This is a genomic window from Agrobacterium sp. ST15.13.015 (assembly GCF_027871645.1).
Classification (GTDB): domain Bacteria; phylum Pseudomonadota; class Alphaproteobacteria; order Rhizobiales; family Rhizobiaceae; genus Agrobacterium; species Agrobacterium leguminum.
Map to the genome: position 1 here is coordinate 57,489 of NZ_JAQAHF010000016.1, position 14,149 is coordinate 71,637.

Annotated in this window: 15 protein-coding genes; 6 read left to right on the forward strand and 9 right to left on the reverse strand. The window is 58.2% G+C overall.

Going from position 1 to position 14,149, the window contains the following annotated elements:
* Positions 1 to 8 precede the first annotated feature (8 nt).
* The 3 genes from repA (at position 9) to repC (ending at position 3,612) form a co-directional block, all read left to right on the forward strand.
* Complete coding sequence (gene repA / locus PIB16_RS21685; protein ID WP_064334742.1) at positions 9 to 1,223, forward strand: plasmid partitioning protein RepA; 1,215 nt, start codon at positions 9 to 11, stop codon at positions 1,221 to 1,223.
* Positions 1,220 to 2,242 carry a plasmid partitioning protein RepB gene (gene repB, locus PIB16_RS21690; RefSeq protein WP_064334703.1) on the forward strand — a complete coding sequence of 341 codons (1,023 nt, stop codon included), beginning with the start codon at positions 1,220 to 1,222 and terminating at the stop codon, positions 2,240 to 2,242. Before repA ends, repB begins: the two co-directional genes overlap by 4 nt.
* Positions 2,243 to 2,397: 155 nt before the next feature.
* Positions 2,398 to 3,612, forward strand: a complete 1,215-nt coding sequence (gene repC / locus PIB16_RS21695; RefSeq protein WP_142843340.1) for a plasmid replication protein RepC — start codon at positions 2,398 to 2,400, stop codon at positions 3,610 to 3,612.
* A 676-nt stretch (positions 3,613 to 4,288) separates the two neighbouring features.
* Here repC and PIB16_RS21700 read toward each other — a convergent pair.
* The 8 genes from PIB16_RS21700 to PIB16_RS21735 form a co-directional block, all read right to left on the reverse strand.
* Positions 4,289 to 4,978 (reverse strand): HNH endonuclease, encoded by a 690-nt coding sequence (locus PIB16_RS21700; protein WP_237681480.1) that lies wholly within the window; start codon positions 4,976 to 4,978, stop codon positions 4,289 to 4,291.
* Between the two features lie 4 nt (positions 4,979 to 4,982).
* Positions 4,983 to 6,113, reverse strand: a complete 1,131-nt coding sequence (locus tag PIB16_RS21705; protein WP_142843341.1) for an AAA family ATPase — start codon at positions 6,111 to 6,113, stop codon at positions 4,983 to 4,985.
* A gap of 121 nt (positions 6,114 to 6,234) precedes the next feature.
* A complete protein-coding gene (locus tag PIB16_RS21710; RefSeq protein ID WP_142913679.1) occupies positions 6,235 to 7,392 on the reverse strand; it encodes a site-specific integrase in 1,158 nt (385 codons plus the stop codon).
* Positions 7,392 to 7,679: a DUF7673 family protein gene (locus tag PIB16_RS21715; RefSeq protein WP_142843342.1), complete on the reverse strand. Its 288-nt coding sequence runs from the start codon at positions 7,677 to 7,679 to the stop codon at positions 7,392 to 7,394. Before PIB16_RS21715 ends, PIB16_RS21710 begins: the two co-directional genes overlap by 1 nt.
* A 42-nt stretch (positions 7,680 to 7,721) precedes the next feature.
* Positions 7,722 to 7,970, reverse strand: a complete 249-nt coding sequence (locus tag PIB16_RS21720; RefSeq protein ID WP_142843343.1) for a type II toxin-antitoxin system Phd/YefM family antitoxin — start codon at positions 7,968 to 7,970, stop codon at positions 7,722 to 7,724.
* Positions 7,971 to 7,982: 12 nt separating this feature from the next.
* Positions 7,983 to 8,360: a type II toxin-antitoxin system VapC family toxin gene (locus tag PIB16_RS21725; protein ID WP_142843344.1), complete on the reverse strand. Its 378-nt coding sequence runs from the start codon at positions 8,358 to 8,360 to the stop codon at positions 7,983 to 7,985.
* Positions 8,357 to 8,647, reverse strand: coding sequence for a type II toxin-antitoxin system Phd/YefM family antitoxin (locus PIB16_RS21730; RefSeq protein WP_142843345.1), 291 nt, complete (start codon positions 8,645 to 8,647; stop codon positions 8,357 to 8,359). The genes PIB16_RS21725 and PIB16_RS21730 overlap by 4 nt, the downstream gene beginning before the upstream one ends.
* A gap of 350 nt (positions 8,648 to 8,997) precedes the next feature.
* Positions 8,998 to 10,131, reverse strand: a complete 1,134-nt coding sequence (locus tag PIB16_RS21735; protein WP_080821221.1) for a site-specific integrase — start codon at positions 10,129 to 10,131, stop codon at positions 8,998 to 9,000.
* Positions 10,132 to 10,255: 124 nt separating this feature from the next.
* Between PIB16_RS21735 and PIB16_RS21740 the strand changes: the two genes are divergently transcribed.
* Together PIB16_RS21740 and scpB are read left to right on the forward strand one after the other, a co-directional pair.
* Positions 10,256 to 11,209, forward strand: a complete 954-nt coding sequence (locus PIB16_RS21740) for a DUF1403 family protein (protein WP_080821222.1) — start codon at positions 10,256 to 10,258, stop codon at positions 11,207 to 11,209.
* A gap of 2 nt (positions 11,210 to 11,211) precedes the next feature.
* The gene (gene scpB, locus PIB16_RS21745; RefSeq protein ID WP_244557381.1) at positions 11,212 to 11,922 is read left to right on the forward strand and encodes an SMC-Scp complex subunit ScpB; all 711 of its coding nucleotides are present in this window, start codon (positions 11,212 to 11,214) and stop codon (positions 11,920 to 11,922) included.
* A 9-nt stretch (positions 11,923 to 11,931) separates the two neighbouring features.
* On the opposite strand, the gene PIB16_RS21750 is transcribed toward scpB, so the two are convergent.
* A complete protein-coding gene (locus PIB16_RS21750) occupies positions 11,932 to 12,564 on the reverse strand; it encodes a hypothetical protein (protein WP_244557382.1) in 633 nt (210 codons plus the stop codon).
* A 29-nt stretch (positions 12,565 to 12,593) separates the two neighbouring features.
* Here PIB16_RS21750 and PIB16_RS21755 point away from each other — a divergent pair, with 29 nt between their 5' ends.
* Positions 12,594 to 14,069 (forward strand): recombinase family protein, encoded by a 1,476-nt coding sequence (locus PIB16_RS21755; RefSeq protein ID WP_271046320.1) that lies wholly within the window; start codon positions 12,594 to 12,596, stop codon positions 14,067 to 14,069.
* Positions 14,070 to 14,149: the final 80 nt, after the last annotated feature.

Below are 14,149 nucleotides of genomic sequence, written 5' to 3' on the forward strand. Positions count from 1 at the left end.
GTTTTGAGATGGCGAAGACCGCCGCGAAAACAGCGCCCGTATTTGAAGGGTTGACCGCATTGATGGAGCGTCATGCAGACGCCCTCTCCAGCCAACTTCAAGCACATCATCTCAAGGTCTTCCCTCCGACCTCCGAGAAGGGAATTCGAACATTTGCGCCATCCGAGGCGTCCAAGCTGCTTGGCGTCGGTGAGTCTTATTTAAGGCAGACTGCTTCGGAAATGCCAGAGCTGAACTTGACCATGAGCCCAGGTGGTCGGCGGACTTTCTCGATCGAAGACATCCATGCAATCCGCAAGCACATGGACCAGGTCGGCCGCGGGAACAGACGCTACCTGCCGCATCGCCGAGACGGTGAGCAGCTTCAGGTTATTTCAGTGATGAATTTTAAAGGCGGGTCGGGTAAGACGACCACCGCCGCGCATCTCGCACAGTATCTGGCCATGCGCGGGTACCGGATTCTGGCAATCGATCTCGATCCTCAGGCAAGCCTTTCCGCCCTCTTCGGTAGTCAGCCAGAAACAGACGTGGGTCCGAACGAAACTCTCTACGGCGCCATCAGGTACGATGAGGAGCAGGTACCGGTCGAGCAAGTGGTCCGAGGGACCTATATTCCCGATCTCCACCTCATCCCCGGTAATCTCGAACTGATGGAATTCGAGCACGACACGCCGCGTGCGCTGATGAAGCGAAAGGAAGGCGATACGCTCTTCTACGGTCGGATCAGTCAAGTCATCGAAGACATCGCGGATAACTATGACGTTGTCGTTATCGATTGTCCTCCCCAGCTAGGCTACCTCACGCTGTCGGCATTGACGGCGGCAACCTCCATCTTGGTCACTGTGCATCCGCAGATGCTGGACGTGATGTCCATGAACCAGTTCCTGGCCATGACATCGAACCTGCTACGCGAAATTGAGAACGCCGGGGCCGAGTTCAAGTTCAATTGGATGCGCTACCTGATAACGCGTTTCGAACCAAGCGATGGACCGCAAAACCAGATGGTAGGTTATCTTCGGTCGATCTTTGGTGAAAATGTTCTCAATTTCCCGATGCTTAAGACGACAGCGGTTTCGGACGCCGGCCTGACCAACCAAACCCTTTTCGAAGTCGAGCGCAGCCAGTTCACGCGCTCGACCTATGATCGAGCCTTGGAAGCCATGAACGCGGTCAACGACGAAATCGAAGGCCTGATTAAAAAAGCATGGGGTAGACCGACATGAGCCGCAAGCACATCCTCGGGGTCTCGACAGACGCACCCGAAACGCCCGCAGCAGAGAGCCGGACGGCAAAGAGCCGCTCCATGCCGCTTCTCGGGGTGGTGAGAAAGGAGCGCGACCCGTCAACGAAGCTGACCGCAAACATTGGCAACGCGCTACGCGAGCAGAACGATCGACTTGGCCGCGCGGAGGAGATTGAGCGGCGGCTTGCTGAGGGCCACGCCGTGGTGGAACTGGACGCTTCGTCCATCGAGCCCTCCTTTGTGCGGGATCGCATGCAGGGGGACATCGACGGACTCCTTGATTCAATCCGCGAGCAAGGGCAGCAGGTCCCGATCCTGGTGAGACCTCATCCCGACCAGCCAGGCCGATATCAGGTGGCCTTTGGCCACCGCCGACTGCGCGCGGTTCTAGATCTTGGCCTTCCTGTAAAGGCAATCGTTCGTGACCTGACGGACGAGCAACTCGTCGTCGCGCAGGGCCAGGAGAACAATGAGCGTGAGGATCTCACCTTCATCGAAAAGGCGCGCTTCGCGCATCGACTGAATAAGCAGTTCTCGCGAGAGATCGTCATTGCCGCAATGTCGATCGATAAAAGCAATCTGTCGAAGATGCTCCTTCTTGTCGACGCCCTCCCCTCCGAACTGATCGATGCCATTGGGGCCGCTCCAGGAGTTGGACGACCCAGCTGGCAACAACTGGCAGAACTGGTCGAGAAGGCAGCTTCGCCGTCGGACGCGATCAAATTTGCGGCCTCAGCAGAGGTGCAGACGCTGCCATCGGCAGACCGCTTCAAGGCGCTGATAGGCCATCTCAAGCCGCGTCGCATCGCGCGCGGGCTTCCGGACGTCATGTCGACCCCCGATGGCGACAGACTTGCGCAGGTGACACAGAGCAAGAGCAAGCTGGAGATTACGATCGACAGGAAAGCCACGCCAGACTTTGCCGCCTTCGTACTCGAACATTTGCCGGCGCTTTATCAGGCACACCGTGCAAAGCATCCACAGAAACAGGGAGACTAACCCGCAAAAGAAAAGAGCCCCCTCAACGTTGCCGTCGTGGAAGCCCTTCTGTCTCTTTAGCACGAACAGAATCGCATTTCCTCGAATCTTCGTCAAGAGTCTTTGGCGCCGTTTTGGTGAGCTGATTTCTTTTGCCTGCTGAAAGGTGAAAGACGATGCAGACAGGAAGTGTGACGACGCCATTCGGGCGGCGGCCGATGACGCTTGCGCTCGTGCGGCGCCAGTCGGCTTCGGCCGATATCAAACAAGGCAAGGCAGCGGATAAGTGGAAAGTCTTCAGAGACGCCTCCGCCGCCATGGAACTACTCGGGATTCAGTCCAATAGCCTCGCGGTTCTTGACGCGCTTTTGAGCTTTTATCCTGAGAATGAGTTGCGCCAAGACGCCCAACTGATTGTCTTCCCCTCGAATGCTCAGCTTGCTTTACGAGCGCATGCGATGGCGGGCGCGACTTTGCGCAGACATATCGCCATCCTGGTGGAAGCAGGCCTAATCGTCCGCAAGGATAGCGCCAATGGAAAGCGCTACGCCCGTAAGGACGGCGAGGGACGCATCGAGAGCGCCTTCGGTTTCGATCTGTCGCCGCTCTTGGCACGGTCCGAAGAGTTGGCGATGAAGGCGCAGCAGGTGATGGCCAACAGAGCGGCGTTCAGGAAGGCCAAGGAGAGCCTGACGATCTGCCGACGCGATGTCCGCAAGCTAATTACGGCCGCGATGGAGGAAGGCGCCGAAGGCGACTGGAAAGCGATCGAGGACATCTATGTAGCGCTTGTGGGCAGAATCCCGCGCGCTCCGACGCTCACCGATGTAACGACGATCCTTGAAGAAATGGAGATGCTGCGCGAGGAGATAGTCAATCGGCTGGAATTTCACGAAAATTCCGAAAATAATAGCACCAATGATGCTCACAATGAGCAGCACATACAGAATTCAAATCCCGAATCCATCCGTGAACTTGAACCTAGCTCTCGAAAAGAGCAGGGAGCGAAGCCGAGCGAAATCCGCCGGCCGAAGAGCGAGCCGCTTAAGGCGTTCCCGTTGGGTGTGGTGTTGAAGGCATGCCCGACGATATCGGACTACGGGCCGGGTGGCGCAATCGGAAACTGGCGAGACTTGATGTCAGCGGCGGTAGTCGTTCGATCGATGCTGAAGGTGAGCCCCTCGGCCTATCAGGAAGCCTGCGATGCCATGGGGCCGGAAAATGCGGCCGCGGCTGTCGCTTGCATCCTGGAGCGCGCAAACTTCATCAACTCGGCTGGCGGCTATCTGCGGGATCTGACAAGGCGCACGGAACGAGGAGAGTTTTCGCTTGGTCCTATGATAATGGCGTTGTTGAGGGCCAACGGGCAGGGGAGTTTGCAAGCTGGGTAGGTTTCAATGAGCCCGAACTCGAAAATTAGATGCGGGTGGAGCGGCCAAGAAAGCATCTGGGCAATTTTCTTGGTGGTCAGCTGACCACAGTCCTAAGCAGCTGAAAATGAACGTATGTTATGGGGGCAGGGTCGTTCCAGCTCTCTGGGTTGGGGGCTGTGGGACGCGTGTGCTGTGTTGAGAACAGGGGGCGGCGCGCCCAATTGGAAGCAGCGGATTGAGAGGACCACGGCGCCGGGAAGGGCTCGACGGCGCACCCGGCGGTGCGATCTGGCCGGAGATCGGCGGTGGAACGCATGCGGCTGTCCGCGACCTCTTGGGCCGAGTTCAGGGATGGCTGCGCCGCTCCAATAGGGCGCCGCTGTTGAAAGGTTTCGTAGATCCATCTGCCCTTGCCAGGCGACGATGGCGCCCCTTTCGCCTTCAGCGATGACAGCGGTATGGGGGGCGGTGATGATGCTTCCTGAAGAAGTCAGCCTCACAGCCGTGCCCCTCAGGGCACAGGGCGCCGAGGGCATCTTTTTTAGTGGTCAGCTGACCACAGCCTTAAACAACTGAAAAACAATCGTTTTTCGAACGTGATTCTGGAAAGAGAGTTTCTTATCTCATGATCCGCGGATCACGTACTTCCGCGAAAAGCCAGCCACGTGAAGCGGTCCATGCAACCCAAATTCCGCTACTGATCGAATTGCTTGGCAAGCCTACGAACCTTGGCAGCAAGGTCCGTCTCGGGGCTTTCCCCTTCAAGACCCTGCGCTTTGTCGAAACTATCGACCTGCAGTTCATGCAAGGCGAAGAAGTCATGGGTGTAGATTGCCTTCTCACTCCCGGCCGTCTTCACGAACACAACGATGTTCTTGGTGTCAACCTGCGCTTCGAGCCGTATCAGGTGCTCGCTGTAGGCGTCGAAATTTGGGTGCACAAAGCGATAGTTATTGCTGTCTTGAAACTTGGTTGAATCGTCCGCGTCTACGACAAAGCCGTCTCCGCTACGCTTGAACTGCATGTTGCACCGCTTGCACGCGGCCGCGAGATTCCAGATCGCATAGCTGAATGGTTTGTAGACCGGCTTTCCCTTGGGAAGGATGTGCTCGCGATCGGTCATGTACGGGCCCGCACCATTTAGGTTCAGGCGGCAATAACAGCAATTTCCGCCATGGCGCGCGAGGTGATAGGCGAGGATCTTGTCCTTCGCGCTTTTGAGCGCCTGCAGTTCGTTCTGGTCCTCGGACTTCCAGTCCCAGGGCTTCTCTATTTCCAAGGCCTTCCCGACCGCCGCAGCTTCCTCCACACTCAGCTGAAAATCGTCAAGCGCCGGCAAATAGCGGTCAACCATCGCTCTTGTTGTCCCCGCGCCGCTGTGCATCGACCTACTCCATCAAGTCTTCAACCGCTTTGAAAAACTTCCGCTGTTTTTCGTCGAAGCTCTTGATCGCCATATCGTTGACGAGCGCAATCGCGCTGTCGCGGGTAATTTCACCGCGTTCTACCCGCGCAACGACACCTACCATCTCCTCGCTCACGAAATGGCTTGCTGGCGTGATCACATCAAAAGCGCGCCAAAGGACGCCTTCCACGTTCGCTGCTGAGTCCTTGGCCTCCTGCAGATCGAGTACGGACGGTTCGCCATCTTGAACTTGAAACACAGAGACAATATCGGGCAAGGCTCCAAGAGCACCAACGACGATCAAAGGCGCGTGGGTCGCGACGACGATCGTGGCGTTGCGGTAAAAGACTGCCGCGACGATCTTCTCGAGATACTCCCGCTGCCAGCGGGGATGTAGGCTGTTCTCTGGCTCGTCAATCAGGATAACCGGTTCCTGGCCGATGGAGCTGATCAAGAACACGAGGGAGGAAATCAGTGCGAGTTCACCCGAACTGGCATTCAGTAGCTCAATGACTTCGCCATCGTGCCTTTCGAGAAAGACCTGGATTCCGCGAATGCGTCCAAGCCGTCGAAGGCTATCCTCGCTTCGGAGGATAGCTCCGAATTCTCGACCCAATGAAAACGACAACGCCGATTCCCCTTGGTGAATCCAGAGAATTTCGGCAGGGTTATGCCGACGCAAGAATGCGACGACTGCGTCGTAGTCGTTTGGATCGAACAGGAAATCTGCTGGGTCTAGATATGCCGTGTACGGGTCCGAATCGACGAGGAACCCGAACCGTGGCCGATAACCGCAGTATTCGAGGATCGCGCCGATCTGGTAAAATCGTGAGTCCGGTTGGTCGATGGTCCTTCCGATCGCGCGCTTGACGATGCTCTTTGGAGACCTGCTGCCTCTGCCGGCCGTGATGCGCTTCAATCCACGCAAGCCGGAAAAGCGATCATGGGCGGTGTTGGAAATGATTGCCAGATCCCGATCACCACGGATCTGGATCGCGAGTTCGCGAAGAAAGCGGCTTTTGCCGGAGCCGTTGGGTCCGACGAGGATGGCAACCTTCTCAGCGACGGGCCTTTGGTTCGCCAGTCCAAGCCGTTGCAAGTTTGAGGAGGCCATTTGATGTCCTGGACGGCACGTTTCGAGTGTGAGGAAGGGCTACGCTACGTAGAGGATCCGAATCAAGCCCTCCGATGAATACCCTATCCGCCATCCTCTTCAATTTCGTCCAGCGCGGTCTTCAGAGCATCCGGGCGGCCTTGCCACTTCGCCGTACCGCACTGTTATAGTAGCTCGACGCCTGCTGGACCGATCGATGCCGCGACTGCTCCATCGCTTCGGGTAGGGGAATGCCTCGGTTCGCAGCCTCCGTGAGGTACCCGGATCGCAGCCCGTGCGCCGAAAACTCCGCCGGCTCCAGCCCGGCCATCCTTACCCGCTGCTTGACGATGTCGTTGACGGCCTTCGGATCGAGCGCCCGGCGGCTGACATTGCCCCAGCGGTCGATCGCCCGAAACACGCTGCCACTTTCGATTTTGCCGGCCGCCAGCCAGGCGTTCAGGGCGACTACCGGTCGGCCGGTCAAATAGACGACTTCGTCCTGATCGGCGCCGGAGGTCTTGGTCCGACCGAGGTGAATCGACAAAGAGGGGAGGAGGCTTCCATCCTCAGCCTCAACCGGGGCTTCGATCGTCAATTGTTCTCTTCGGAGGCCGGCGACTTCGCTGCGGCGACGACCGCCGGATGCGAAGGCGACCATGAGGATCGCCCGATCGCGCAGATCGCGGAGACTGTGTTCGCCGCAGGTTGCCAGCAGCTTCGCCAGCACGTCGCCGGTCACCGCCTTGGCGCTCTTACGAAGGCGTTGTCGCGGCACGGCACGGACGGCGAGGCGAACGGCCGACTTCAGGGCAGGGGAGGCGAAAGCACCTTGAGCGCCGCGCCATCTCGTTAGCGTCGACCAGTTCGCGAGCCGCCGCCGCACCGTGTCCGGCGCATGCGGGCCGGTGGACCTGAGGAAGCCGCCATCCCGCAACGCGTGCTCGACGTCGGCCGGCATGCCGTGCTCGGGATCGGTCTCGCGCTGGCGCGGATTCCAAAGATGATGCACCACGAATTTCAGCAGCAGCGCCTCCGGCGCCGGCCAGGGCAGGGGAGATCCGGTTGCGGCTAACGACCAGGCTTCCAGATAGGCAAGATCGGAGGTCAGCGCGCGCAGCGTGTTTTCGCCCATGCCTTCGTTGACGAGATGCCGCAGTGTCTCGACATCCTGGTCGGTCAATAACTCGGCGAGCTTGTCGCGCCGGTCGATCGGCAGCACCGCGGCGATCGTATCGAGCTGTTCTGCGCGGCGCTCGACCGCCGGCGGCACCGCCGGCTGACCCGGCCGCGCGACCATTAGGCCTGCTCCTTCTGTGGCCGCCACCGCGCGATGATCTGCTCGATCTCGCTCCGGTAGTCATACGGGTAGACGATGTCCTCCTCGCGGGCGAGAAAGGTGAAGATCGTCGCCATGTCCGCACCAATGTGCGGATCGACATTGGCAAGATCGGTGAGATCGAAACCGCCATGCACGTCGGCGTTCCACCAGGCAAGCAGGAAGTTGGCGACGCGCCGGCCTTGGCCGGTGTCCTCGTGGGCGACGTTCAGGAGCTTTTCGAGCGCAAATCTCACCCGGTCATCCATGGCACCCTCTTCCTCGTCCGTGAGTGCAGCGATTGACGACGTTCATCGGGGCAGGCCGTGGTCGTCATGGAGATCATCGTGGTTGGAGGTCGCATCAGCGGGCACGGTGGCGCGTCCCTCGGCAGCCAGCCTCAGGACCTCGTCCATCGTCCCTTCCCCGGCGGCAATCGATGTCAGCGCAGCAATCGGCCGCCTGTGGCGGCAGATCAGGATCTCATCCTGACCTGCCGCCAGGTCAATCAATTCCTCGAGCCGTGCCGAGGCCTCGTCAATCTCAACCAGGAGTTTCATGTTCAACGTCCTCTACCAGACACGTTCGTGCAGCACTGCATCGAATACCAGATCGGTGGAGACGAAAGCGCAATGCTCGAGCCGCGCCTGGGCCGCCAGAATCCGGTCCCAGGGGTCGCGATGCTCCCAATCGAAGGCAGCGGCGAGTTCGGCATGCAGATCGCTGATGGCAAGAGTCTGCAGGCCGCTGGCGGTCACCGCGGCGCGCAGTTCCTGCGGTTTCAGGTCGAGCTTCTTCAGCCGCATCTTGTTGTCGAGTTCGTAGAAGGAGACGGCGCTGACGAGGATCGTGTTGGCCTTGTCCTCGATCAGCGAACGGGCGGTCGCCGAGAGCCGATCGCTGCCGATCGTCCACCAGTAGACGGCATGGCTGTCGAGCAGCACTTTCATGAGCGGTTCTTAGGATCGCTGGACTCGCCCTGCCAGATGCCGGTTTCTTCGGTGAAGTCGCCGGCGTCGATCGCCGCCTGTTCGGCATCGACGTCGTCGAACAGGTCGTCGGGAAGTTGGCGATGACGCAACAGGCCAAACGGTCGCTTGCCGCCATCGGCGGGGCCGATCCGGGCATAGATTTCGTTGCCGCGCATGATGATGATTTCCTCGCCCTGATTGGCGCGTTCGAGCACCTCGGCGAAATTCTTGCGCGCCTCGCTGATCTTGTAGGTCGACTGCGGCATGGACGGCCTCCGAAAGCTGAGATGACCGCTATTATAGCTCAATTGGCAAGGCGTACAAGCAGGCTGTACGCATCACTTTTGATAAGGGTTACTTATCGATGGTTAGAATGCCAACCGATAATCATACCATGTGGCGAACCGTAATATTTAAATAGAGTTCCTTTAGCAAATCATTTACCATAAATTCAATGGCTTACGATCTCACGAAAATCAGCATGAGTGCCCTGATGCAGCCGGCTTTCGACGCCGGCTGTGGCTTTTAGCTTCCGATTTCAATTGAAGCGCTAAGCGAGAAATTCGACGCTGAAATATCCTCTTACGATTTCACTGCGGAGTAGGGGAGGGGCCAACTAAAGCCCTGATGCCTTAGTCAGATTCACGCGGAAGCGATCCCGCCGGCGCTGATATCTGCGTGTCATCTCCGCTGAAGCATGACCGAGCTGTTTCTGGACGTAACGCTCGTCGACTTCAGCGGAGGAGGCCAAGCCCGCGCGAAGGGAATGTCCGGAGAATTTGATGGCGCGTTCGATCTCACTGAGATCACCGCGAACGCCTGCAGCCATTGCGGCCCTTTTCACAAGCCGAGCAACCTCCTTGTCGTTCAACCGCTCCGAGCCGACAGCTTTCCCTTGCCCGGTCACGCGGCGAAAAAGGGGGCCATGAGCCATCTTGGCGAACTTGATCCAAGTCTCGATTGCGGCGACCGGGCAGGTCGCATCGGCCGAGCCGCGACCGACCTCGACCTCTCGCCATCCGGTTTTACCGCGCAGCGTAATAATCATACCCTTGTCGAGGATCTCGATCCAACCACGACCGTCCTCAGTCTGGTCGGCCTTCAGGTCGAGGCCGACGATCTCGGAGCGCCGAAGGCCGCCAGCAAAGCCGATGAGCAACATGGCCCGATCACGCAGGCCGCGCAGGGAGCCGCGATCGAGCGTTTCGACCATGGCAATGATATCCTCAGCCATGACCGCTTCCTTCTGGACAGGTGGCTTGGCGTGGCTGTTGCGGATGCCGGCCATCACGGTGGCGATATGCCGGTCCTTGCGATCGAGCGAGAGGCCACGCTGGGCATAGTTCCAGGAGAGTGAGGAGAGGCGGCGTTCGATGGTCGAGACAGAGTTCGCTTTTGCACCCCGTTCAGCTGTGCCGGAAGCGCAGGCTGTGATGTAAAGTCCGACGGTTTGCGGATGCGGGGGCAGGGGGGCCAGATTGGAGCGCCTGCACCACGCCGAAAAATGCTTCCAGTCGGCCGCGTAGGCTTTGCGCGTGTTGGCGGAACTGGCCGCCTGGACATAGCCACGAGCGCGATCGGCGAGGCTGGCAAGATGAGCAGGTGTCTCGCCACCGCCGGAGAGAGAGGGGAGGGGGCTTGCGCCTGACACCTCCGGCGCGGAAACATCACGCCCAGCCGCCGTGCTGAGAGACGGCGCTGAGGTCTCCTCGACATGATTTTTGGTGTTTTGCTCGATGATTTGGGCCATTTCTCTATAATGAGCAGAACGTCCGATAATGCAAGATTATCGGACGTTTTATATTTCTGACATGTAGTGCGGTTTGCATCGATATAGATAGCCTAAACCGCACATTTGATCTATACTGCGAAGCATGAACTCGATCACCAAAGTGCAAATTCCATCAGTGATATGGTCGGCGAACATGCCGGGCTGGACGTTGGCATATGGCCGTGACATCGACGAAATTGATGCCGCCTTCGCCGCCGGTATCGGATTGAAATCCCTCGATGATTTGATCCGCGCCGACCCTCCTTGGCTCGGCTGCTGGCGCGACCGCCTAGCCCTGAAATCAGCCGCCGTCGCGGCCCGCATGCTCGATCGGAATGAAGAAGAGAATGCGCTGCGCGACGCCGTTTTGCTGACTCCCGCGAATGGAGACCCGGGACCGGCCGGAAAGCTGTTTTTGGCCACACGAATGCTGGCACGTCGAACAGCGATGCCCGGTACTGCGTTTGTCAGGGAACTGGTCGAGCTTCTGTCTATCCGATGGGACACGGAGCTGTGCTCGATCGCGGATCTCGCCGATGTGGCAATCCAGTCCGGGCGCGCGGCCCCCATTGCGATTGCTGATCTGGTATCCGCGATCATGGCGCTTCGTCCGGACGCGGAGGTCCTGGCTCTGGCTTTGGCAGACATCGTACTGGCCCAGAAGCTGAGATGGGCGCGACCCGTGCCGCTTCTGCTGCCTGTACGGTTCGGGTCTGCATTCCGCACTATCGGCGGAAGAGGTCGAGTGCGGCCAGGTGAGCCAGCTTATCCGAAGGCAATTTGTCTGGCGCTGGTCAGCAGTGTCGAGGCGGCGCTTCAATCTGCCGCTGACATTGATCGCCGTGCCGCTCGGTTAATGGCAGCAGTGCCAAAGGTGAGGACCAAGGGGGGCGATGCGGTTATCCAAAAGCTCCTCAATGAAGACGCGGTTCCGGCCTCGGCGCCGGGGTGCAATCTGTCACGCTGGGCAGCCACTCGACTGTTTGAGCGGCTGGAGAGTTTCGAAGCAGTGCGGGAACTGTCCGGCCGCTCTTCCTTTCGAATTTATGGGTTATGACGATGAGGGGAGCGAGCGCAGCAAAAACAAGTCAACTCCAAGCGAAAGACCGCCAGCAGGAGGTCCTTTATGATCGTGAGCTCGAGGGACTGCCTCCAGAACTGCGGTGGCGTGAGTGGATGTTGCGGGTAGAGGCGGTGATATTCGCCTCGTCCGAACCGGTCAGCCGCGAGATGCTGGCGCGGGTGGTCGGCAAAGAGTGCAGTATTGATCTGTTGGTTGATGACCTCATCGACGAATTACGAGATCGACCATACGAACTCGTGTTGGTCGCAGGCGGATGGCAGCATCGCACCCGAGCGCGGTTTGCTGAGACAATTCGCATTTCGACCGCTCCGGCGAGATCAATTGCACCACGGCTGTCAGAGACCGAGTCTATGGTGTTGACGGCGGTGGGATATTTTCAGCCGATCACCCGGGCCGAATTGGCGGAGGTTTTCGGTAAGGAGGTCAGTCGTGACACGATCGCCGGCCTGCGAGATGCGGGCCTCATCGTATCAGGGCCGAGAAGTCCGACACCCGGTGCGCCCTACACCTATGTGACAACACCCCGATTTCTGTCGGTTTTTGGCTTTGAGACCCTGCGTGACCTTCCCAACATCGAGGCACTTGAGGATGCTGGGCTTCTGAGCAGACGAGGCACGTTCGATACCTCCAACAAAGATCTTGCCGACATCGCATCTGGTGGACATGACGCCGATGAGGCCGACTGATATCCCTTCTCATCGTGAGTTCGTTCGATAACGACCCTTTCTTCGCGATCCGATGTACTCCAGTAACTTGGAATGAAGCAATGCGCTGATATCCCGACGCGCGGTTTTCAAACTGACATGCCAAGTCTGAACGATCTCCTTCGCACTGAAGCGCTCACCCATTCTGATCTGCTCCAAAAACCATAGCTGTCGCTGATTGAAGGATTGTGGTTCAGGGTCATCTTTAGGGTCACGTTCAGGGACACGATAAGGGTCATTGCGGCGTCTGGTTGCTGCCAGCGTGGTGTTAGCGGCTTCGCCGGTGGCGTAAGCTTCTCTGGTCGCAAAGCGAATGACGCGATCGTTCGCAGGAGAAGTTTGCTCGGATGCCGGGCCTTCGATGATACCAAGTACAAACGCTCTTACGACCGGCGAGGAGACCACGAGCCGAAGGAAAAACATAACCTCTGGAGCATGTTGACCAGACAGCCAGTGTTTTACGGTTCGTTCGCTGGCGCCTGTCTGGCGCATCAACTCCTTGATTGCGCGGTGACTATCGCCATGCTCTTTCTTCAAGAGACCGGCGACGGTGAGGGCAAGGACCTCTCGGTCACCCAGAAAGCCGGGCCAAGTCGGCAACTTACTGCCCTTTTTCGGCAACATCTTCCGCTCCTTCATGCGCTAGGATTGCGATGCGGATGTCTGCAAAAATGGATGTGCTCGGCGCCGCGCCAGCCTCAGGATCAAGCGCCTTTGATCAACGACAGGAGGGGCAAAAAGTGGATCGGGAGACCTTTAACGGCATGTCATCGGAGCCGCAGCCAATTCGGGCTGCCGAATATGTCCGTATGTCGACCGATCATCAGCGATATTCCACCGAAAACCAATCGGAGGCAATTCGGGACTATGCTCGGGCGCGTGGTATCGAGATTGTCCGGACATACGCGGATTCAGGAAAAAGTGGCCTAAAAATCGAAGGGCGCGATGCACTGCGCCAGCTCATCGAGGATGTGCAGGTCGGCACAACAGATTTCACGATGGTCCTGGTCTATGACGTAAGTCGATGGGGCCGGTTCCAAGATGCCGATGAAAGCGCTTATTACGAATACATCTGCCGCCGTGCCGGGATCTCTGTCCAGTATTGCGCCGAACAGTTTGAAAATGACGGCAGCCCGGTGTCCACCATCGTCAAAGGCGTTAAGCGGGCTATGGCTGGAGAGTATAGTCGTGAGTTGTCGGCGAAGGTTTTCGCAGGGCAGGGCCGCCTGATCGAAAAGGGGTACCGGCAAGGCGGACCAGCTGGTTTCGGCTTACGACGAACCCTGATCGATGAACGCGGCCAGGTGAAAGGTATTCTACAGCGCGGTGAGCACAAAAGCATTCAGACTGACCGTGTGATCCTCACTTTGGGGCCGGTTGAAGAGGTGGAGCTGGTTCGCGAAATATATCGCAGATTTGTCCATCACGGGGAAAGTGAGAGCGAAATTGCAGCTGATCTGAATAAGCGGGGCATCAAATCCGACCTTGAGCGCAACTGGACGAGAGGGACCGTCCATCAAATCCTGATCAATGAGAAATATGCCGGCGACAATGTGTGGAACCGACAGTCTTTCAAATTAAAGAAACGGCATGTCCGTAATGATCCCGACATGTGGATCAGGGCTAACGGTGTGTTCGACGCTGTCATCGAGCGATTCCTCTTCGAGGCAGCTCGAACTGTTATCAACGCCCGGTCGTTCCGGCTGAGCGATGAAGAGATGCTGCAGTCTCTACGAGACCTGTACCAGCGAACGGGAAGTTTATCGGGTATCGTCATCGATGAATGCGACGGCATGCCATCAAGCAGCGCGTATAGCTCGCGGTTCGGTAGCCTGCTTCGAGCCTACAGCCTCGTGGGCTTCAATCCCGATCGAGACTATAGTTACGTCGAAATCAATCGAGAACTCCGCAAACGCCATCCCGAAGTCCTTGAGCAAGTGATAGGTGCCTTGAAATCCTCTGGCAGCGAGGCGTGGCAGGACAGCGAAACCGATCGAGTGACGGTCAACGAGGAATTCACGCTGTCGATCGTAATCGCTCGCTGCGCCCAGACACCGACGGGACTCCTACGTTGGAACCTACGTTTCGACACCTCACTTGCTCCCGTGTTGGTTTCCACGCAGAACTGAGCCGGTTAGGCGCATAATTTCCATTGAGAATTGAGCCATGTGAACCTTCCCCCAACGCGGTGAGCGACGGGGGCAACGGA